Origin of the sequence: Rhizobium sp. TRM95796 (assembly GCF_025779995.1) — a bacterium.
Taxonomy (GTDB): domain Bacteria; phylum Pseudomonadota; class Alphaproteobacteria; order Rhizobiales; family Rhizobiaceae; genus Rhizobium_E.
In genome coordinates this window covers 125752-143759 of the sequence record NZ_JAOXHE010000002.1, presented here as the reverse complement: position 1 = coordinate 143759, position 18008 = coordinate 125752, and the positions used below count along the sequence as shown (strand labels likewise).

23 protein-coding genes are annotated in these 18008 nt (G+C 62.2%); 4 read left to right on the top strand and 19 right to left on the bottom strand.

Annotated elements, in window-relative coordinates:
* Nucleotides 1-76: 76 nt before the first annotated feature.
* The 5 genes from grxD to purL all read right to left on the bottom strand — a co-directional run bounded on the left by grxD (nt 77) and on the right by purL (nt 3897).
* On the bottom strand, nt 77-415 hold the full coding sequence (grxD, locus tag OCK01_RS06780) for a Grx4 family monothiol glutaredoxin (RefSeq protein ID WP_263823459.1): 339 nt from the start codon (nt 413-415) through the stop codon (nt 77-79).
* A gap of 137 nt (nt 416-552) precedes the next feature.
* Nucleotides 553-1041 carry a hypothetical protein gene (locus OCK01_RS06775; protein WP_263823458.1) on the bottom strand — a complete coding sequence of 163 codons (489 nt, stop codon included), beginning with the start codon at nt 1039-1041 and terminating at the stop codon, nt 553-555.
* Nucleotides 1042-1113: 72 nt separating this feature from the next.
* Nucleotides 1114-1407, bottom strand: coding sequence for a hypothetical protein (locus OCK01_RS06770; protein WP_263823457.1), 294 nt, complete (start codon nt 1405-1407; stop codon nt 1114-1116).
* A gap of 10 nt (nt 1408-1417) precedes the next feature.
* Nucleotides 1418-1651, bottom strand: a complete 234-nt coding sequence (locus tag OCK01_RS06765; protein ID WP_137158151.1) for a BolA/IbaG family iron-sulfur metabolism protein — start codon at nt 1649-1651, stop codon at nt 1418-1420.
* A gap of 14 nt (nt 1652-1665) precedes the next feature.
* Nucleotides 1666-3897: a phosphoribosylformylglycinamidine synthase subunit PurL gene (gene purL, locus OCK01_RS06760; protein WP_263823456.1), complete on the bottom strand. Its 2232-nt coding sequence runs from the start codon at nt 3895-3897 to the stop codon at nt 1666-1668.
* 233 nt (nt 3898-4130) lie between these two features.
* Between purL and OCK01_RS06755 the strand changes: the two genes are divergently transcribed.
* Entirely contained in the window at nt 4131-4322 is a 192-nt protein-coding gene (locus OCK01_RS06755; RefSeq protein WP_263823455.1) for a CsbD family protein, read from the top strand.
* Between the two features lie 60 nt (nt 4323-4382).
* Here the strand turns inward: OCK01_RS06755 and OCK01_RS06750 are convergent, their stop codons facing one another.
* Nucleotides 4383-5798: a PLP-dependent aminotransferase family protein gene (locus OCK01_RS06750; protein ID WP_263823454.1), complete on the bottom strand. Its 1416-nt coding sequence runs from the start codon at nt 5796-5798 to the stop codon at nt 4383-4385.
* Nucleotides 5799-5914: 116 nt separating this feature from the next.
* Here OCK01_RS06750 and OCK01_RS06745 point away from each other — a divergent pair, with 116 nt between their 5' ends.
* Nucleotides 5915-6088, top strand: a complete 174-nt coding sequence (locus OCK01_RS06745) for a DUF1127 domain-containing protein (protein ID WP_263823453.1) — start codon at nt 5915-5917, stop codon at nt 6086-6088.
* A gap of 25 nt (nt 6089-6113) precedes the next feature.
* Here the strand turns inward: OCK01_RS06745 and OCK01_RS06740 are convergent, their stop codons facing one another.
* The 7 genes from OCK01_RS06740 to purC form a co-directional block, all read right to left on the bottom strand.
* On the bottom strand, nt 6114-7484 hold the full coding sequence (locus tag OCK01_RS06740) for a TadE/TadG family type IV pilus assembly protein (protein WP_263823452.1): 1371 nt from the start codon (nt 7482-7484) through the stop codon (nt 6114-6116).
* A 253-nt stretch (nt 7485-7737) separates the two neighbouring features.
* Nucleotides 7738-8127 (bottom strand): hypothetical protein, encoded by a 390-nt coding sequence (locus tag OCK01_RS06735; protein ID WP_263823451.1) that lies wholly within the window; start codon nt 8125-8127, stop codon nt 7738-7740.
* Between the two features lie 51 nt (nt 8128-8178).
* Nucleotides 8179-8850, bottom strand: coding sequence for a phosphoribosylformylglycinamidine synthase subunit PurQ (purQ, locus tag OCK01_RS06730; RefSeq protein ID WP_182826567.1), 672 nt, complete (start codon nt 8848-8850; stop codon nt 8179-8181).
* Nucleotides 8847-9395, bottom strand: coding sequence for an RNA 2'-phosphotransferase (locus OCK01_RS06725; protein ID WP_263823450.1), 549 nt, complete (start codon nt 9393-9395; stop codon nt 8847-8849). The genes purQ and OCK01_RS06725 overlap by 4 nt, the downstream gene beginning before the upstream one ends.
* A 9-nt stretch (nt 9396-9404) precedes the next feature.
* Entirely contained in the window at nt 9405-9659 is a 255-nt protein-coding gene (locus OCK01_RS06720) for a hypothetical protein (RefSeq protein ID WP_263823449.1), read from the bottom strand.
* 138 nt (nt 9660-9797) lie between these two features.
* Nucleotides 9798-10040, bottom strand: coding sequence for a phosphoribosylformylglycinamidine synthase subunit PurS (gene purS / locus OCK01_RS06715; protein WP_263823448.1), 243 nt, complete (start codon nt 10038-10040; stop codon nt 9798-9800).
* 41 nt (nt 10041-10081) lie between these two features.
* Nucleotides 10082-10855 (bottom strand): phosphoribosylaminoimidazolesuccinocarboxamide synthase, encoded by a 774-nt coding sequence (purC, locus tag OCK01_RS06710; protein WP_182826565.1) that lies wholly within the window; start codon nt 10853-10855, stop codon nt 10082-10084.
* 237 nt (nt 10856-11092) lie between these two features.
* On the opposite strand from purC, the gene OCK01_RS06705 reads away from it, so the two are divergent.
* Complete coding sequence (locus OCK01_RS06705) at nt 11093-11401, top strand: ATPase inhibitor subunit zeta (RefSeq protein ID WP_182826564.1); 309 nt, start codon at nt 11093-11095, stop codon at nt 11399-11401.
* A gap of 171 nt (nt 11402-11572) precedes the next feature.
* Nucleotides 11573-11887, top strand: a complete 315-nt coding sequence (locus OCK01_RS06700) for a DUF1476 domain-containing protein (protein ID WP_182826563.1) — start codon at nt 11573-11575, stop codon at nt 11885-11887.
* A gap of 66 nt (nt 11888-11953) precedes the next feature.
* On the opposite strand, the gene OCK01_RS06695 is transcribed toward OCK01_RS06700, so the two are convergent.
* The 6 genes from OCK01_RS06695 to rpe all read right to left on the bottom strand — a co-directional run bounded on the left by OCK01_RS06695 (nt 11954) and on the right by rpe (nt 17899).
* Entirely contained in the window at nt 11954-12514 is a 561-nt protein-coding gene (locus tag OCK01_RS06695) for an RBBP9/YdeN family alpha/beta hydrolase (RefSeq protein WP_263823447.1), read from the bottom strand.
* 99 nt (nt 12515-12613) lie between these two features.
* Complete coding sequence (locus tag OCK01_RS06690; protein WP_263823446.1) at nt 12614-14374, bottom strand: hypothetical protein; 1761 nt, start codon at nt 14372-14374, stop codon at nt 12614-12616.
* A 227-nt stretch (nt 14375-14601) separates the two neighbouring features.
* Nucleotides 14602-15909 carry an adenylosuccinate lyase gene (gene purB, locus OCK01_RS06685; RefSeq protein ID WP_263823445.1) on the bottom strand — a complete coding sequence of 436 codons (1308 nt, stop codon included), beginning with the start codon at nt 15907-15909 and terminating at the stop codon, nt 14602-14604.
* A 60-nt stretch (nt 15910-15969) separates the two neighbouring features.
* Complete coding sequence (locus OCK01_RS06680) at nt 15970-16488, bottom strand: hypothetical protein (RefSeq protein ID WP_263823444.1); 519 nt, start codon at nt 16486-16488, stop codon at nt 15970-15972.
* Nucleotides 16485-17225 carry a DUF2259 domain-containing protein gene (locus OCK01_RS06675; protein ID WP_263823443.1) on the bottom strand — a complete coding sequence of 247 codons (741 nt, stop codon included), beginning with the start codon at nt 17223-17225 and terminating at the stop codon, nt 16485-16487. The genes OCK01_RS06680 and OCK01_RS06675 overlap by 4 nt, the downstream gene beginning before the upstream one ends.
* The gene (gene rpe / locus OCK01_RS06670) at nt 17222-17899 is read right to left on the bottom strand and encodes a ribulose-phosphate 3-epimerase (RefSeq protein ID WP_263823531.1); all 678 of its coding nucleotides are present in this window, start codon (nt 17897-17899) and stop codon (nt 17222-17224) included. The genes OCK01_RS06675 and rpe overlap by 4 nt, the downstream gene beginning before the upstream one ends.
* Nucleotides 17900-18008 lie beyond the last annotated feature (109 nt).

Sequence of the window (18008 nt, the reverse complement as noted above, 5' to 3'; positions counted from 1 at the left end):
CGGAACAGCAATGAGCGAAAGCTGAAAAAGTTACGGGCCGGAAAACCCGGCCCGTTTGGATGTCCATGTGGTTGGATCAGGCCGCCTGGCCTTTATGCGGCACGCCGTTGTCCGTGAACAACTGCTGCAATTCGCCGGCCTGGAACATTTCGGTGATGATGTCGCAACCGCCGACGAACTCGCCCTTCACATAGAGCTGCGGAATGGTGGGCCAATTGGAGTAATCCTTGATGCCCTGTCGCAGATCGGCGTCGGCCAGAACGTTCAGGCCCTTGTAGTCGACGCCGACATAATCGAGGATCTGCACCACGCGACCCGAAAAACCGCACTGCGGAAAATCGGGCGTGCCCTTCAAGAAGAGAACCACATCGTTGCTCTTCACTTCATTGTCGATGAACTCGTTGATGCCGCTCATGAAATCGTCCTCTTTGCCGAGCCGGGGTCAAGGTCCGGCCGCTTTTGTCTATCTATAGTCAACCGACAGAGCTTTTTAAAGAAGCGGCGCGGTTTTTTTCTGCGCCGCGGCGTGCGCGGCAATGAATGCGTCGACGCCTATTGCGTCGCCATGCATTTCCGCTCGCCGGCTTTTTGTATTGTTCCCGTCTCGACGTTCAACGTCTTGAGGGCGACGATCGCCGAACCCATGCCGTTGGCTTGGTTTTCCGGGAAGCTGGGGCAAGTCTTGGCCGTGGCCTTGACGGTGGTGCGCTCCCAGTAGGACAGCGTCTTGCCCTTCAGTTCATATTCGTCGGCAGGCGCGTCGAGAATCGCTTCGCCGGAGCCGAGATCATAGACGACCAGATCGCCTTGCGGGCCGGTGGAGCGCGTCAGCACCAGCGTCGAGCCGGCCAGTTCGCCGAACCAGAGCGGATCGCCTTCGCCGCCGATCACGTAGTCTGCGGTTTTTTCGTCGAAGACGCATTCCGAGGGCGCAGCGTCGCCGGAGATTTTGGTCACCGCGAAGCGGGCGCCCGGCTCTTCATCGAAAGCCTGTTCGACCACGTGATAGGCGCCGCTGGCGTGGCATTGCGGTTCCGCCATGCTCACGGATGCGAGCGACACGCAACCGCATGTGAAAAGAAGCAATATGGGATTGAACATGGAAAAGGCCTGTTAGATTCGACGCTTGGTCTTGGAGCGGGCGGCGCTGGTCCGGCGTTTGCTGACCTGTTTTTTCGCGACGGTTCTTGAGCTGGCGTCGCGGGCGTTGCGCCCCACGGAGCCGGATCCGGAGCCGGATTTTTCGGCGACTCTCTTCGTTTTGCGGCTCGACGTCGATGCGGTCGCGCTGCGGGTCTTGCGCTTGGTCCGCTTTGTGGCGCTCGGCTTCAGGCCGCTCTTCTTGAGGATCTCGGACACCGCGCTTTTGACGATGCCCGAAATGACGGCGTCCATGACATTGGACATGACCGCCCCCTCAATCCGGAGCCGATGTCTGCAGGGCGAGCGCATGCAGCACGCCGCCCATTTTGCCCTGCAGGGCGTCATAGACCATCTTGTGCTGCTGCACCCGGCTCTTGCCGCGGAAGGCTTCCGCCACCACTTCGGCGGCGTAGTGATCGCCATCGCCGGCGAGATCCCGGATCACGACGCGCGCGCCCGGTATGCCCTCTTTGATCATATCTTCGATATCGCCGGGATTCATGGGCATGGTCAGTCTCCTGCTTACTCGGCGGCCTCTTTGCGGCCATCCATGAAATCAGGGAACCATGATTCATGCGCCTTTTGCAATTCTTCAATTGCTATGGACTTGGCGGCGCCGAGCGTGACGGCTGCGCCGCCGGTCACGCCGATGAAGGGGGCGAACACGCCACGGGTCTCGGCCATCTCCAGAACCGAATCGAGATCGTCGCGCGACACCGTCACCACGTAACGCCCCTGGTCCTCGCCGAAATACACCGGGATCGGATTGGCGCCGTCGGGCGCGTTGATCGTCGCGCCGATGCCGGAAGCCATGGCCATTTCGGCGATCGCCAGCGCGAGACCGCCCGACGAGCAGTCATGCACCGAGGTCGCGGTGCGATCGCGGATCAGTTCGCGAACGAAATCGCCGACCTTGCGCTCATGGGCAAGATCGACTGCCGGCGGCGGGCCGTCCGTGCGGCCGTGGATGTCGCGCATATAGACCGATTGTCCCAGATGCGTTCCCCAGGAGCGCGGCGCGCCGACGAGCAGAATGCATTCATTGTCTTCGGAGAAGGCGATGCGCGCCATCGCCGACCAGTCGGCAATGAGGCCCACGCCGCCGATGGTCGGAGTCGGCATGATCGCCTGGCCGTTGGTCTCGTTATAGAGCGAAACGTTGCCCGACACGATCGGGAAATCGAGCGCCTTGCAGGCCTCGCCGATGCCCTTGATGGCGTGCACGAGCTGGCTCATGATTTCGGGCTTTTCCGGATTGCCGAAATTGAGATTGTCGGTCGCCGCCAGCGGCAGCGCGCCGGTGGCGGTAATGTTGCGCCAGCATTCCGCCACCGCCTGCTTGCCGCCTTCGAACGGATCGGCCTCGACATAGCGTGGGGTGACGTCGGACGAGAAGGCGAGGGCCTTCGACTTGTGGCCGTCGACGCGCACCACGCCGGCGTCGCCGCCCGGAAGCTGCAGCGAATTGCCCTGGATCAGCGTGTCATACTGTTCCCACACCCAGCGGCGCGAGGAATTGTTGGCGGAGCCCACCAGCTTGAGAAGCGCGTCGGCGACATCGGCCTGCGGCACGTCGTTTTCCGCCAGCGGCGCGGGCTTGACGGCCGGCGTCCAGGGACGGTCATATTCCGGCGCCTGGTCGCCGAGATCCTTGATCGGCAGATTGGCGACTTCGACGCCCTGATGCTTGACGCGGAACCGCAGGTCATCGGTGGTCTTGCCGACGATGGCGAAGTCGAGGCCCCATTTGACGAAGATCGCCTTGGCGACCTCTTCCTTGGAGGGCTCGAGCACCATGAGCATGCGCTCCTGGCTCTCCGACAGCATCATCTCATAGGCGGTCATGCTGACTTCGCGCACCGGCACGGTGTCGAGATCGAGCTCGATGCCGAGATCGCCTTTGGCGCCCATTTCGACCGCCGAGCAAGTGAGGCCGGCCGCGCCCATGTCCTGGATGGCGATGACGGCTCCGGTCTGCATCAGTTCGAGGCAGGCTTCCAAAAGGCACTTTTCGGTGAAGGGGTCGCCGACCTGCACGGTCGGGCGCTTTTCCTCGATCGACTCGTCGAATTCGGCCGAGGCCATCGTGGCGCCGCCGACGCCGTCGCGGCCGGTCTTGGCGCCGAGATAGACGACCGGCAGGCCCACACCCTTGGCTTCCGACAGGAAGATGGCGTCGGATTTCGCCAGGCCTGCCGCGAAAGCGTTGACGAGAATATTGCCGTTGTAGCGCGCGTCGAATTCCACTTCGCCGCCCACCGTGGGCACGCCGAAGGAATTGCCGTAGCCGCCGACGCCGGCCACCACGCCCGCCACGAGATGTCGCGTCTTGGGATGATCAGGCGCGCCGAAGCGCAGCGCGTTCATCGCCGCCACCGGGCGCGCGCCCATGGTGAAGACGTCGCGCAGAATGCCGCCGACGCCGGTCGCCGCGCCCTGATAGGGCTCGATGTAAGAGGGATGGTTGTGGCTCTCCATCTTGAAGACCACGACGTCGCCGTCGTCGATATCGACCACGCCGGCGTTCTCGCCCGGACCCTGGATGACGCGCGGACCCTTGGTCGGCAGCGTCTTCAGCCATTTCTTGGATGATTTGTAGGAGCAGTGCTCGTTCCACATCGCCGAGAAGATGCCGAGCTCGGTAAAGGTGGGTTCGCGGCCGATCAGATCGAGAATACGCTGATATTCGTCCGGCTTGAGGCCATGGCTGGCGATGAGGTCCGGGGTGATCGGGCGGTCGTTGGAAACGGTCATCGGGCTCTCGGAAAAAGTTGGAGGGCGGCGTTTGCCTGCCTATAGCCGATGGGCGGCGGCGATGCGACTGGAAAATGCGGGATCAACAGGCGCAATTCCGCAGGAATCGCATTCTCCGCATATGCGGGATCGGGACGCGTCCGAACATGAACGAACTGTAATCTGGCCACAGGGAACCGGTTCGGCGATCACGCGTTTTCCTGCTGTCACAAGCAAACAAAAGGAGCTTCGACATGGGTTCTGTAGCAGACAAGGTCAAAGGCGCCACCAATGAAGCGATCGGCAAGGGCAAGCAGGCCGTCGGCCGCGCCACCGACAATCACCGCCTCGAAGGTGAAGGCGCCGCTCAGGAGCTGAAGGGCAAGACCCAGAAGGCTGTGGGCGAAGCTAAGGATGCCGTAAAGAACGGCGTTGACCGGCTGTAACCGGACCGCAGGCTTCGATTTCGAAAGGCCGTCGGCGCACACGCGCCGGCGGCTTTTTCGTCATATCACCGCGCCTTCGCCTGAGGGCGCCTGATGCAGAATACGGCCGATCGTTTCCAGTCCACCGAGTGAAATCTGTCGATCGCGGCCCTCGCTGAAGCCGATCCGGACGTGATGGAACACCCGGTCGGTGCGCGCCGCCTTGAACTCGTCCTCGTCGTCGATCAACACGTTCTGATCGAGGGCCGCCTGCTTGAACGTGCCCGAGAGCCAGGGTTCCGGGAGCTTCAACCATAGAAAGGGAAGGCGTGGATGCGAGCGAAACTGCTGGCCGGCCAGAAGACGTCGCGCCGCCGCTTCCCGCTCGGCCAGTTCCGTGAGGACACGGTCGCGTATCTCCTCCGCCGCGCCGGAGAGAACCAGCCGCGCCGAAAGTTCCGCCAGCAGGAAGGGCAGGCCGCCGCTCACCAGCTTCTGCGTCAGACGCACACGCTGCGCCATATGCGGAGGGCAGGCGACCCAGGCGCCACGCACGCCGGCGGCGACCGATTTCGACAGTCCATTGAGAATAAAGGTCCTGTCCGGGGCGAGTTCGGCAAGCGTCGGAATGCCGTCGGCGATCATGCCGCCATAGAGATAATCCTCGATCAGCCAGACATTGTGACGCCGAGCAATGTCGATGATGTCCTTGCGCCGCGACAACGGCAGGCAGGAGGTCGTCGGATTCTGTCCTGACGTCATGATGAAGGCGGCCTTCGGATGCTCGCGCGCGCAGACGCGCTCGAAATCTTCCGGCAGCACGCCCTGCTCGTCCATGTCGGCCAGCACGATGCGGCGGCCCATCAGCGTCGCGCTGCGGGCGACCTGCGAATAGGTGAGGTGTTCGCAGACCAGGCGGTCGCCCGGCCCGGTCACGGCCGCCATTACGGCGTTGACGCCGGCATGGACGCCGAGTTGCGGCAGGACGGTCTCGGGGTCCGGCGCCCATCCTCCCTGCGCAAGCCAACGCCGCCCTGCCTCGGCCCAATCCGGCGAGACGGTCCGGGTGTAGCTCGAAATCTCGCTCGGATGCTCCGTTGCGATCTCCATCATCACCCGGCCGATGATCTCGGCCTGGCCGACATCGACGGCGGCGGTCGTGTCGAAGCGGAGCTTGCCCGATGGCGGCACGAGGGCCCGAGTGCCGCCATACGCAGAGGTCAGCGGGTCGCCGGCGGGCGACGCGTCGCGCCTTCCACCCTGCACATAGGTGCCGCGTCCGACTTCGCCGGAGACCAGGCCGCGCTCGCGAAGCAGCGCATAGGCGCGAGTGATTGTCCCGATTGTCACCTTGAGGTCATAGGCGAGGTCGCGATGCGGCGGCAATTTCGCGCCATCCGCGAGCGCGCCCGTCTTGATCGCCGTCTCGGCGGCGTCCGCGATGCGGACATAAAGCGGGCCTGTGCCGGCTTTAAGGTCTGGAAGCCAATGTGTCATGGTGACAATTCTATATATTGTCACCTTTTCACAGTCAAGTCATAGGAGGATTACGACACAATGTCCATTTTGAGTGAGTAAAAATGATGACAATAGAGACAATGATGTCGCGCGATATGAGCGAAATCAAGCCATCGCTGGCGCGCAGGTTGGTGTGGCTTTTCCTCCGCATGCGCCGCAACCGGCGGACCCGCCTTCATCTCGCCGACCTCACCGATGCAGCGCTCGAGGATATCGGGATCAGTCGCCGCGAGGCCGAAGCCGAGGCGCGGCGCTGGATCTGGCCGTGAAGGCGCAGACCCGGAGTGAACCGATCTACATCGTCAGTCTCGGCGTCAGGATCTGCCCGGCGATTCCCTCGAACACGCCGATCAACGTATTCGATTCCTGAACCAGCACAGCTTTATCGGCATCGGAAGCGCATTTTCCGAGCTCGACCGCAGTGCTGGAGGATTTGTCGATTCCAACGGCCACGGTGAAGATCGTAACACCCTTGTTCTTGGCGTTCTGGCAGACGGTGCTCATCAGCGTGTTGGATTTGACCGTGTCCTTCTTGGTGTGGGTAGGATAGGTGGGAGAGACCGTATTCGTGCCGTCCGTCATGATGATGATGAATTTTTTGACGTCGGCGTCATAGGCTTTTCCGTCCGTGAAGGGCTCGCCTTGCGACAGCGTGTTCCAGCCCCAGAGTACGCCGGGCGCGATGTAGGTTTCGTCATTGGCGACCATCGCCTTGATCGCTGCGCGCAGTTTCGTGTAGTCGCTCGTCAGCGTGGTGATGGCGGCGCCGCACTTGATGTTCATGAGCCCCGGATATTTCTTGTCCGGGCTGATATCCTGGGTGTCGAGCGGGTTGGTGCGTGAGCCGACGCAGCCGCTCCATTTGTAGTTCGTCGTCTTGTTGGAGCAGGTTTCGACCTCATCGCCATAGACGGTGTTGCTGCAAACCTTCTGGTCGTAGGTATAGGGCACGCCGTCATTGTAGCCCGTCTTCTTCTCCGTCGTGCAACCGCTTTGCGAAACGACCGGTCGCGACTTGGTGCAGACCCGCGCCGTCGTGGAATAGTCGTCCTTCACGTCGAGCCAACTGGCGTTGCGATAGGACATGCCGACATTGACATAACGGGAAAACGGCACGATCGAGAACCGCGCCTTCTTCTGCTTGGCGTCCATCTTCTCGAAGACGTCCAGCAGCGCATTCGACGCCGCCTTGAGATCGGTCAACTTCTGGCCGGTCATCGAATAGGTGTTGTCGAGCGCAAGCGCGATTTCGATATCGTCTTCGCTGCCGGATTGCGCTTGGGAGAGGATCTTCACATCGATGCCGTCGGGCCGGATGATCTTGGCGAGCGTCAACGGCGTCCTGGCGGACGCCTTCAGCGTGATGCGGTTGTCGGACGATACGGTGAAATCGGTGATCCGCACCTCGCTCGCAAAGGCCGACTTGAAATTGGCCTCGAACGAATTCTTCGCAATTGTCTCGAGAACCGTGGGCTCCGTTTCGCCCGAACTCGCCGCCGCCAGCACGGCCGCATCGGCTGCGTTCTGCATTTCGGTCCGTGTGGTGTAGGCGGTGATCATGTCGATCGCGATGCCCGAAGCCATGATCACCGGCGTGGCTACCAGCGCCGCCATCAGCGCGAAGTTGCCGCTTCGGTCGACAAGCATGGATGTCGGAGTCTTCATGGCTCTCTCCCCTGGATTGATCGGGGCAAGCCTCGCTTTCCGGATTGAAATCCCGGTTAAGCGTTTCGCTAAAATTCTAATCGGCCCACAGGTGAAACGCTTTCGTCCACATGAAGACCGCCGCCGAAGCTTGATCGGCAGCCTGAAGCTGAGAATTCTATCGAAAGTTCGCGTTATGCGCGACGGGCTGGTTTCCGAATTGTTGCAGCCTGTCCCGAATTCGGACGCCTTCGTCGCGCCGAATTGGCGCAGGTCAGCAGCCCTTGCCGCCGCGCGCCCAACGCAGCACGTCGGCGTTGATCCGGCCGGACACCGAAGCGTCCTGCATCATCGGCCCGAAGGCGCTGAGTTTGGCCCGCTCACCGCTCGCCTGGACGACCAGAAGCGGCCGCGATTCGGGCGAATGCGCCGGCACCAGGAGAATGCGCGGCGTGCCGCTGAACGAATTGAGTTCCGGGGCGAGGCGGTACTTCTTGAAAGCGGGGTCGCCGGATTTGAACCAGCAGGCATTGGCGCCGAGTGCGACGCGCTCCATCACCGGTAGCGCGCGCATCGAGGCCTGCGGGGCAGGGGCCTGGGGCGTCGAACAGGAAGCAGCGAGCGCCGAAAGGGCGATGAGCGCGGTGCGGGCCGGAAGGCGCATGCCGAATGTCTCCGTCGAACGAGGTCGGACAGGTTGCAGCTTTGGGAGGTCTCAGGCAGCGATGACGTCGAGCGCCGAGGCGAAGATGCCCTTGCCGTCGGAGCCGCCATGGGCGGCTTCGATCAAGTTTTCCGGATGCGGCATCATGCCGAGAACATTGCCCTTGGCGTTCATCAGGCCGGCGATGTGGTTGATCGAGCCGTTCGGATTGGTCTCGGGCGTATAGCGGAACAGCACCTGTCCTTCGCCCTCGATCCGCGCCAGCGTCTCGGCGTCGGCGAAATAATTGCCGTCGTGATGGGCGACCGGCGAGCGGATGATCTGGCCCTTTTCATAAGCGCGGGTGAAGTCGGTTTCGGCGTTGACCACTTCGAGCTTCACTTCGCGGCAGACGAATTTCAGCGAGGCGTTGCGCATCAGGGCGCCCGGCAGCATGCCGGCTTCGAGCAGGATCTGGAAGCCGTTGCAGACGCCCATGACCTTCACGCCCTTGTCCGCCTTTTCGCGGATCGCCTGCATGACCGGCATGCGCGCCGCGATCGCGCCGCAGCGCAGGTAGTCGCCATAGGAGAAGCCGCCGGGGATGACGATCAGGTCGACGTCGGGGATCTCGGTCTCGGTCTGCCAGATGGTCAAGGGCGCCTGGCCCGAAATCTTGGTCAGGGCGGCGATCATGTCGCGGTCGCGGTTGAGGCCGGGAAGCTGGACGACGGCGGATTTCATCGGGCAATCTCCGTAACGGGGGACAAATAGTCCGGCGGGACGTTCGCGGTGAGCCATACGCCATTGTCGGCGCGAAGGAAAGCATAACCTGCTTCCGCCATGGCCACCGCATCCACCGTCAACAGCATATGCTGACCGCGTCGCCGCATGGCGACCTGCCTGGCCGTTTCAAGATCGGGCGACAGATGGACATGGCTGCGCTGCATGGGTTTCAGGCCGGATGTCTGTATCTCCTCCCAGGCTGCCGCCGTCGTTCCATGATAGAGGATCCTCGGAGGCGCCACCGCTTCCAGCGCCAGATCGACGTCAACGCTGTGCCCTTGGGCGGCGCGGATACGGCCATCTTCAAGTGTGAACCGCTTCTTGGCGTTCTCGGAGATGACGCGCCGGATGTCGTCGTCGGACGCGCCGAGCTTCTCGCACAGCCTGTCGCTGAACTGCGAGTAGTCGGTCCAGCCATGCGGGTCGAGTTCGAGATCAAGCTCGTGCGGCGCATGACGCAGAACATAGCTCATGAATTTGGAAATCTGGGCGTCAGTGGGCATCACGATGTTTCAAGGCGTAAGGGGCTTTTGCGCCGCTTCTGCGAATTCGCGCAGGTCGAGCCGCGTCTCGATGCGATCGAACCGATCATCAATACGGGCGCAAACGCTCCTAATGCCATTCAGATCACCCTGTACATTGTGAAGATGGCCACGAATGGACAGCATGTCCTGCCGCAACTCGGAAACCGCGTGATCCACTTTGTCGAAGCGCTGCTGAAGGTTCTTCAAGATTTCGAACATCAATTCCTGCGTCACGTCGGCCATCGGCTGTTCCTCAACCATAACGAGCTCGACAACCATATATCTTCTTTAGGGTAGATTCTAGGCATGAGAATGGTCAAAATGCAAAAAACCGCCGCGAGAAATCCCGCAGCGGCCTCAAGTTCAACTACGAGCTTCAGATTAGCCCAGGCTGACGCTGTAGTTTTCGATCACGGTGTTGGCGAGCAGCTTTTCGCACATCGCCTTGAGATCGGCTTCCGCCTTGGCTTTGTCGTCATGGGAGATTTCGATGTCGAAAACCTTGCCCTGGCGGACGCTGCCGACATCGGAGAAGTCGAGCGCCGACAGCGCGCCCTCGATGGCCTTGCCCTGCGGGTCCAAAACCCCGTTCTTCAGCGTTACAACTACACGCGCCTTGATCATATGTCCCTCTGCATATCCGATAGAAGCTGGCTGCGGACCGTTCAGTCCGACTTGACGAGCACCGGGCCTGCGCCGCGGATCGGCTCGTTTTCATTGATGATGCCCAGACGGCGCGCGACTTCCTGATAGGCGTCGAGCAGGCCGCCGAGATCCTTGCGGAAGCGATCCTTGTCGAGCCGCTCGCGGGTTTCGATGTCCCAGAGACGGCAGGAATCCGGGGAGATCTCGTCGGCGAGGATGATGCGCATCATGTCGCCTTCATAGAGGCGGCCGCATTCGATCTTGAAATCGACGAGCTGGATTCCGACGCCGAGGAAGAGGCCGGTCAGGAAATCGTTGATGCGGATGGCGAGCGCCATCACGTCGTCGAGTTCCTGCGGGCTCGCCCAGCCGAAGGCAGTAATGTGTTCTTCCGACACCATCGGGTCGTCGAGCGCGTCCGACTTGTAGTAGAATTCGATGATCGAGCGCGGCAGCACCAGCCCTTCCTCGATGCCGAGGCGCGAGGCGAGTTCGCCGGCGGCGACATTGCGCACCACGACTTCGAGCGGGATCATCTCGACTTCGCGGATCAACTGCTCGCGCATGTTGAGGCGGCGGATGAAATGGGTCGGAATGCCGATCCGGTTCAGATGCGTGAAGACGAACTCGGAGATGCGGTTGTTGATGACGCCCTTGCCATCGATGATCTCGTGCTTCTTCTTGTTGAACGCGGTGGCGTCGTCCTTGAAGAATTGCACGAGCGTGCCAGGTTCCGGACCTTCGTAAAGGATCTTCCCCTTGCCTTCGTAAATCCGGCGGCGGCGGTTGTTCATAAAGTCTTCTCTTTTCGTTTGGCGGGGACTCACGCGGACTGCGGCGCCCCGTCGATGCGTTAAACGCTCATTAGCCGAAAAGATCGGAATTCACAATCACGCATCGTCCGCTGTCCAGAGATCGGCGCTTAGAGAGAATTGTAATGAACCGTTTTGCGAAGTTTTCAGTCGCAAGTTGTATAACCGGTCTTGTCGAAACGATGATCGCCAAGATCACAGACAAACGGGGACGAGAAAATGAAGAACATCAAGAAAATCGAAAGCACGCTCGAAAACAAGTTCGCTCATGACGAGGATGCGCGCTTCCACGCCATCATGCGCCGCACCCGCCGCCTCGCCGCCTGGGCCGCCGAACAGATCGGCGCCGATGCCGACGCCTACGCCTCGCAGCTCTCCGACCTCTATCTCGCGACGCCGGACGACGACGTGATGGCCGGCAAGGTGCGCCTCGACCTGAACCGGGCCGGCATTGCCTGCGCCCATTACGAAGTCCGCGTCAAGATGGTCGAGCTTCTCTTTGCCGAGCAGCAGGCCGTCGCCGCCTGACCGATCCGATTAACTCCACTTTCAGCCGCTCCGCCGGGATTTTCCGTCGGGGCGGTTGTCCTATGCGGTTTTGCCGCGAACCGTCGGGCGCCTGAGACGAAATCGCACTTTCGATTTCCGAATTGAACGACTATAAGCGTCGCGGACGATGCAACAATTCGGGAGACCCCAATGTCGGCTATCAGCGATCGCGAAAAGGCCTTCGAAAACAAATACGCCCACGATGAAGAAAAGAAATTCAAGATCATCGCCCGGCGCAACAAGTTGCTCGGCCTTTGGGCCGCCGAACTGCTCGGCAAGACCGATGCGGACGCTTATGCGAAGGAAGTCGTCGCGGCCGATTTCGAGGAAGCCGGCGATGAAGACGTGGTGCGCAAGGTCGAAGGTGATCTGACCGCCGGCGGCGTGTCCAAGTCCGCCGAAGAGATCCGCGCCAAATTGTCGGAATTGCTGTCGGTGGCCGCTGACCAGATCGAAAAGGGCTGAGTTCAGCCATCCTCACCGTGAAAGCCGCTCTTCGGGGCGGCTTTTTTTGTTGCTTTGCGACAGGCGTCAGGCCCGCGGCTTCAGCCGCGACAGAAATTGCGCGAAGACCATCGTGCCCTCGGGCCAGGGGCCATGACCCGAGTCGATATCGATATGGCCGGAATTGCCCGCGTCCACCAGAAACGAGCCCCAGGCGTTGGCCACGTCGCCCGCATGCTCATAGGAGCCGTGGATGTCGTTCTGGCTCGCCACGGTGATGGAGGGGAAGGGCAAGGGCGCATTGGGATAAGGGCCGAAGGTCTCGAAGATCTTCTTGCGCGGCCCTTTGAGCGTCAAGTCGGGCGGCGCGACGAAGAAGCCTCCGGCGACCTTGTCGGCGGCTCCGTCGAGAGCGTGCAAAGCCGCTCCGATTCCCAGGCTATGCGCCACGAGCACGACCGGCCGCTCCGCCTCGGTGATGGCCTTGCGGATGGTCTCGATCCAGACGTCGCGGTCCGGCTGGGTGAAGGAGGCCTGCTCCACCCGCCGCGCGGTGCCGAGCCGTGCGGACCAGCGGTTCTGCCAATGGTCCCGGTGCGGCGCGCCGACGCCGGGGATGAGGAGAATGTCAGTTTCAGAAGCTTTCATTCCCCTCAAATGCGTTCGTGCGGCGGCGGTGTCAAGCGCTCTGCCCGTGGCTATCGGTCAGTTGCGCTGAGTGACTTCCCACTATGTCGGTTCGCACTATTACTCGACTTCGCCGCCGTCGTCGGCAGACTCCTCCGCGGGCATGTCGGCTCCGCCGTCATCGGGCGCGGCTTCTTCCTGCCCACCCAAATCGTCTGACATGGCCTCGCCGCCATCATCGGCCGGCTCATCCATCTGGCTCTGATCATCCTCGGCGGGCGCCGCGTCTGCAGGCTCTTCCTCCATCGGTGCGGCTTGGTCGGAGCCGTCGTCTGCAGGGGCGGATTCCTCCGGCGCTTCGTCGACGGGGGCGGCTTCCTCGCCATCGTCTTGGGCAGGAGCGGCCTGTTCGGTTTCATCCTCGGCGGGCGCCGCTTCTGCAGGCTCTTCCTCCATCGGCGCGGCTTGATCGGAGCCTTCGTCTGCAGGGGCGGCTTCCTCCGGCGCTTCGTCGACGGGAGCGGCCTGCTCGCCATCGTCTTGGGCAGGCGCGACCTGCTCGGAATTGTCTTCCTGAGGCGCGGCTTGCTCATCCTGGAGATTGTCCCGATCGCTCGCGTCCGGCGCCTGCTCCTGCTCCTGCGACTGTTCGTCGGCGTTCATCTCCCCGGTATTGTCCTCCGGCGCCGCCTGCTCCTGATTGGAAACGTCCGCAGGCGCATCGGCCGCGTCGGCCGGCTGATCCTGTGCATCGTCGATCATGACGTCGTCCGGATCATCGACGGGCATAGCCTGCTCGTCGTCAGCGGCGGTGGCGGGCTCGTCTTCCAGCGTCGCCGCTTCGTCCGCTTGCGGATCGGCGGTTTCAGCCGCATCCTCGATCACCTCCTGCGAGTCGTAGCTTTCGGCAGCTTCGATTTGCTTCACCTCTTCCTCGGACGCGTATGCCTCCTCGACCGTTGCGGCGAAATTGGATTCGACGCTTTCAAATTCGCTGGTGAACGACTGATATTCTTCCGCGGAGTAGGAGAAGTCGTAGCTTTCTGAGACTTGGACGGTTTCCTGATACGTCTCCCAGGAATAGGATTGGTAGTAGTAGGTCGTCTCTTCGTAGAAATAGGTCGTTGTCGTCGAGATGTAATCCCACTGGTCGCGATAGACGGTGTAATATTCCGGTTCATAGGCCGTATACCAGTAATAATAACCGGAATAATAGCCTTCGAACGTCGCGATCAGGTAGATCGTCTGCCATTGCTGGCTCGGCAGCCGGTTTGCGCGCGAGGCGCGATCGAGCAGGCGTTGCAGCCTCTCGACTTCCTTCCTCTGGCTGGCGTTCAGCGCTTTCAGCGCAGCCATCTCGGCGAGCCGCTTCTGCATCGCGGCCAGACGGCGACCGTTCTTGACGGCAGCGTCCTTGGCGTTGGCGGCTTTGCCGCCCTTCACTCGCTTCAGATAGTCTTCCCAGGCTTTGCCGAGCGTTTCGACGCCGATCTTGACCTTCCTGTCCTTGATCCCGGAAAGACCGTAGCTCAACTCCACCTGGGCGACGGCGGAGGCGTATTTGGGCAGGCTCTTGGCGAGATTGGCGGAATTTTTGGAGCGCGCTGCCTTATCGACGGCCTTCAATTGCTTGGCGGCTTCGGCAAGCGCCTTGAGCAAGGGCGCCGATTTGCCCCGCTTGCTCCTGGGAAGCGCATTGATCGCGCGTGCGGTCACCAGGATCGCCTGGGCCTGTTTGTCCAGCAGCTGGGCGGCGTTCAGCTTCTTGGATTGGTAGGCGACGGATGTCGCCGCATGAGTGACGACTGAGTTCATGGGGCTCATGGCGAGACCCAGTGAAAGAAGCGTCGCTGGCAGGACGCGGCGGATGATGCGTGGCATAGTGGCCCCTTGAACATGCCCCGGGTTCAAACCTGTGCGCGCCGGGATCGCGCCATTGCCTCCCCTTGACGGCCGGCGCCGCGATTTTATTCCATCCATCATCGCTCATCCAAGCGGAATAAAGCTATGAAAGCGCGCGCATTTTCGAAAAATTTCTGAGAAATCCCAAAAGAAAACGGCGCAGCCCATCGCGAGCCGCGCCGTTTCAATCTCGGATCGATGAAGGCTTACGCCGCGCCGAACACCCGGCGGAAGATCGTGTCGACATGCTTGGTGTGATAGCCGAGGTCGAATTTTTCGCGGATTTCGTCTTCGCTCAGCGCCGCGCGCACTTCGGCGTCGCCGAGCAGTTCTTCGAGGAAGTCCTTGCCCTGTTCCCACACTTTCATGGCGTTCCGCTGCACGAGGCGATAGGAATCTTCGCGCGACACGCCGGCCTGGGTCAGCGCCAGCAGCACGCGCTGGCTCATGACGAGGCCGCGGAACTTGTTCATGTTCTTGAGCATGTTGTCGGGATAGATCACCAGCTTCTCGATGACGCCGGCCAGACGGTTCAGCGCGAAATCCAGCGTGATCGTGGTGTCGGGGCCGATGGCGCGCTCGACGCTCGAATGGCTGATGTCGCGCTCGTGCCAGAGCGCCACGTTTTCCATGGCGGGGACGACCGACATGCGCACGAGACGGGCGAGGCCCGTGAGGTTTTCGGTCAGCACCGGATTGCGCTTGTGCGGCATGGCCGACGAGCCCTTTTGACCCGGCGAGAAGAATTCCTCCGCCTCCAGCACTTCCGTGCGCTGCATGTGGCGGATCTCGATGGCGACATTCTCGATCGACGAGGCGATCACGCCCAGCGTCGCGAAGAACATCGCATGGCGGTCGCGCGGAATGACCTGGGTCGACACCGGCTCCGGAGCGAGGCCGAGTTGTTCGCAGACATATTCCTCGACCGACGGATCGATATTGGCGAAGGTGCCGACGGCGCCCGAGATCGCGCCGGTGGCGATCTCGGCGCGGGCGGCGACGAGGCGGGCGCGGTTGCGGCTCATCTCGGCGTAGAAGCGTGCGAAGGTCAGGCCCATTGTCGTCGGCTCGGCATGAATGCCGTGGCTGCGGCCGATGCGGACGCTGTCTTTGTGTTCGAAAGCGCGTGTCTTGAGCGCCGCGAGCACGCGATCCATGCCGGCGAGCAGAAGGTCGGCGGCGCGGACGAGCTGGATGTTTAGCGTCGTGTCGAGCACGTCGGACGAGGTCATCCCCTGGTGGACGAAGCGGCTGTCGGGGCCGATGAACTCGGCGAGATGGGTGAGGAAGGCAATGACGTCATGCTTGGTGACGGCTTCGATCTCGTCGATGCGCGCCACGTCGAACTGCGCGGCGGATCCCTTTTCCCAGATCGTCTTGGCGGACTCCTCGGGAATGACGCCGATCCTGGCGAGCGCCGTGCAGGCATGCGCTTCGATCTCGAACCAGATGCGGAACTTGGTTTCCGGCGACCAGATGGCGACCATTTCGGGGCGGGAGTAACGCGGGATCATCGGCGGCTTTCCTTGCGGCGCTTGGGGTTGCGGCCCGTCTAACAAATGCGGCCGCCCGCTTCAATGCGATGAGCGGCCAAACCACAGGCCGAAACCCAGGAAAATCGCGGCTCCCGGGAATCCGTAGATGGAAAAGGAGATGACGGTGAACTGATAGGCGGCGCTGAGCGTGGTGAAGGCGAATTGAAAGCCCCAGACGATCGTGAAAGCGGGCGCATGCCAATGGGAATAATAGAAGCGGTATTCGAGCGCGAACAACGCTGCGAGCGCCAGATGGGTGGCGAGCGCCGCGACGAGGGTCGCGCCCATCGTGCGGGCGATCCGCCTGCGTCTGCCGAAGGCCAGCCGCGACAGCCAAAGCGCCGGGGCGAAACCAAGCGCGCCGCCCAGAAAGAACATCGCCAGCACCGCCGGCCATTGCGGCGTCAGGAACTGATTGCGGTCATAAAGATCGATCCCGGCCACGAGACCCATCAACGCTCCGAACACGGGGGAACCGAAAAGGACGGCCGCCGGCGTCGGGGCCGTGTCCGCCATCCGCGCCACGAATGAGCCCAGACGGCTGCGCGCCGAGGTCATGGCGCATCCAGATGAACAGGGACTGCGATCCATCTGATGTCGTCGCCTTCGAAACCCTGGCTGGAGGCCTGGATCATGGCGACGGAGGTCGCGGCTCGATCGTTGTCCATCACGATCGCCCCGATCCGATATCCGGTCGGACATTTGCGGCTCGGGGGAACCGACCCGTCTTCGTATAGAACGCGGTCGACGGCTTTACCGCTCGCTTCGACGAGCTTCAGCAGGAAGCCGTTGAAGCCGTTGCTGGCGTTCAGGCAGTCTTTCGTGGCCGGAAACGGTTTGGCCTGAAGTTTCACCGAATAGGGTTTCGCCACGCCCGGAGCCCGCGGATAGCGGTTGAAGCGGACCGTCTCGGCATTCGCGCCGATATCGGCGGCGGCGCGATAGGCTGCGAAGGCGCCGGGGTCGGAATCCGCGCCGTAGCGGACGATCAGCCCTTTCGCCTTGGCCCAGGCGAGCGCCCGCGCCTCCTTGAGCGGCGCCTCGCGCTCGACCGTCACCCGAACGGGAGATCCCGGCGCGAATTTGTCTCGCTCGAGATCGATCACATAGATGTTGGAATAGGGAAAACCCGAGCCGTCCTGCACGCCGAATTCCTCGAAGGCGAACATCCTTGCGTCGGCGGAAAAGCCGATCACTCGCATTTCCGCCGCATCGCCTGCGCGCGTGGGACCGGTCTGGGAAACGCCAGCCGCGAAGGCGATTGCCAACAGGAGGGCTCGGAGGCGCGCGTTCATCCGCGCGCCTTTTCGGCCGCGGCGCGAATGGCCGCGATATTGGCGCGATAGGACTCGACGCCATCGCCCTTGTAGACGGCCGAGCCGGCGACCAGCACATTGACCCCTGCCGCCGCCGGAATGCCGGCGGTCTCGGCGGTGATGCCGCCATCGACTTCGAGCTCGATCGGTCGGTCGCCGATCATCTTGTGGATGCAGGCGATCTTGTCGGTCACGGCGGGGATGTATTTCTGGCCGCCGAAGCCGGGATTGACGCTCATCACCAGGATGAGATCGACGTGGTCGATGACGTATTCCAGCACGCTTTCCGGCGTGGCGGGATTGATCGAGACGCCGGCCTTCTTGCCGAGCGCGCGGATCGCCTGCAGCGAGCGATGCAGATGCGGGCCGGCTTCGGCGTGCACGGTGATGATGTCGGCGCCCGCCTTGGCGAAAGCTTCGAGATAAGGGTCCGCGGGCGCGATCATCAGATGGCAGTCGAACACCGCGTCGGTCAGCGGCCTCAGCGCCTTCACCACATCGGGGCCGAAGGAGATGTTGGGGACGAAATGTCCGTCCATGATGTCGAGATGGATCCAGTCCGCGCCAGCCTCCACGGCGTCCGTCACATCCTGTCCCAACCGGGCGAAATTGGCGGCGAGGATGGAGGGGGCGATCCGGATCGGTCTGTGCATCTGCGCGTCTCCCATGACAGTCGCTTGGTCTTGCAGGTCGCGCGGCGCGGCGCGTTCGCCGAGGCCATAGCACTCCGGCTTCACGCTCGCAATCGGCGCTCCGCCGAAG

Bases quoted from the DNA above. Each gene is read 5' to 3' on its own strand.
- grxD (WP_263823459.1), bottom strand. From the start codon at position 415: ATGAGCGGCATCAACGAGTTCATCGACAATGAAGTGAAGAGCAACGAT.
- OCK01_RS06775 (WP_263823458.1), bottom strand. From the start codon at position 1,041: ATGGCGGAACCGCAATGCCACGCCAGCGGCGCCTATCACGTGGTCGAA.
- OCK01_RS06770 (WP_263823457.1), bottom strand. From the start codon at position 1,407: ATGTCCAATGTCATGGACGCCGTCATTTCGGGCATCGTCAAAAGCGCG.
- OCK01_RS06765 (WP_137158151.1), bottom strand. From the start codon at position 1,651: ATGCCCATGAATCCCGGCGATATCGAAGATATGATCAAAGAGGGCATA.
- purL (WP_263823456.1), bottom strand. From the start codon at position 3,897: ATGACCGTTTCCAACGACCGCCCGATCACCCCGGACCTCATCGCCAGC.
- OCK01_RS06755 (WP_263823455.1), top strand. From the start codon at position 4,131: ATGGGTTCTGTAGCAGACAAGGTCAAAGGCGCCACCAATGAAGCGATC.
- OCK01_RS06750 (WP_263823454.1), bottom strand. From the start codon at position 5,798: ATGACACATTGGCTTCCAGACCTTAAAGCCGGCACAGGCCCGCTTTAT.
- OCK01_RS06745 (WP_263823453.1), top strand. From the start codon at position 5,915: ATGAGCGAAATCAAGCCATCGCTGGCGCGCAGGTTGGTGTGGCTTTTC.
- OCK01_RS06740 (WP_263823452.1), bottom strand. From the start codon at position 7,484: ATGAAGACTCCGACATCCATGCTTGTCGACCGAAGCGGCAACTTCGCG.
- OCK01_RS06735 (WP_263823451.1), bottom strand. From the start codon at position 8,127: ATGCGCCTTCCGGCCCGCACCGCGCTCATCGCCCTTTCGGCGCTCGCT.
- purQ (WP_182826567.1), bottom strand. From the start codon at position 8,850: ATGAAATCCGCCGTCGTCCAGCTTCCCGGCCTCAACCGCGACCGCGAC.
- OCK01_RS06725 (WP_263823450.1), bottom strand. From the start codon at position 9,395: ATGCCCACTGACGCCCAGATTTCCAAATTCATGAGCTATGTTCTGCGT.
- OCK01_RS06720 (WP_263823449.1), bottom strand. From the start codon at position 9,659: ATGGCCGACGTGACGCAGGAATTGATGTTCGAAATCTTGAAGAACCTT.
- purS (WP_263823448.1), bottom strand. From the start codon at position 10,040: ATGATCAAGGCGCGTGTAGTTGTAACGCTGAAGAACGGGGTTTTGGAC.
- purC (WP_182826565.1), bottom strand. From the start codon at position 10,855: ATGAACAACCGCCGCCGCCGGATTTACGAAGGCAAGGGGAAGATCCTT.
- OCK01_RS06705 (WP_182826564.1), top strand. From the start codon at position 11,093: ATGAAGAACATCAAGAAAATCGAAAGCACGCTCGAAAACAAGTTCGCT.
- OCK01_RS06700 (WP_182826563.1), top strand. From the start codon at position 11,573: ATGTCGGCTATCAGCGATCGCGAAAAGGCCTTCGAAAACAAATACGCC.
- OCK01_RS06695 (WP_263823447.1), bottom strand. From the start codon at position 12,514: ATGAAAGCTTCTGAAACTGACATTCTCCTCATCCCCGGCGTCGGCGCG.
- OCK01_RS06690 (WP_263823446.1), bottom strand. From the start codon at position 14,374: ATGCCACGCATCATCCGCCGCGTCCTGCCAGCGACGCTTCTTTCACTG.
- purB (WP_263823445.1), bottom strand. From the start codon at position 15,909: ATGATCCCGCGTTACTCCCGCCCCGAAATGGTCGCCATCTGGTCGCCG.
- OCK01_RS06680 (WP_263823444.1), bottom strand. From the start codon at position 16,488: ATGACCTCGGCGCGCAGCCGTCTGGGCTCATTCGTGGCGCGGATGGCG.
- OCK01_RS06675 (WP_263823443.1), bottom strand. From the start codon at position 17,225: ATGAACGCGCGCCTCCGAGCCCTCCTGTTGGCAATCGCCTTCGCGGCT.
- rpe (WP_263823531.1), bottom strand. From the start codon at position 17,899: ATGCACAGACCGATCCGGATCGCCCCCTCCATCCTCGCCGCCAATTTC.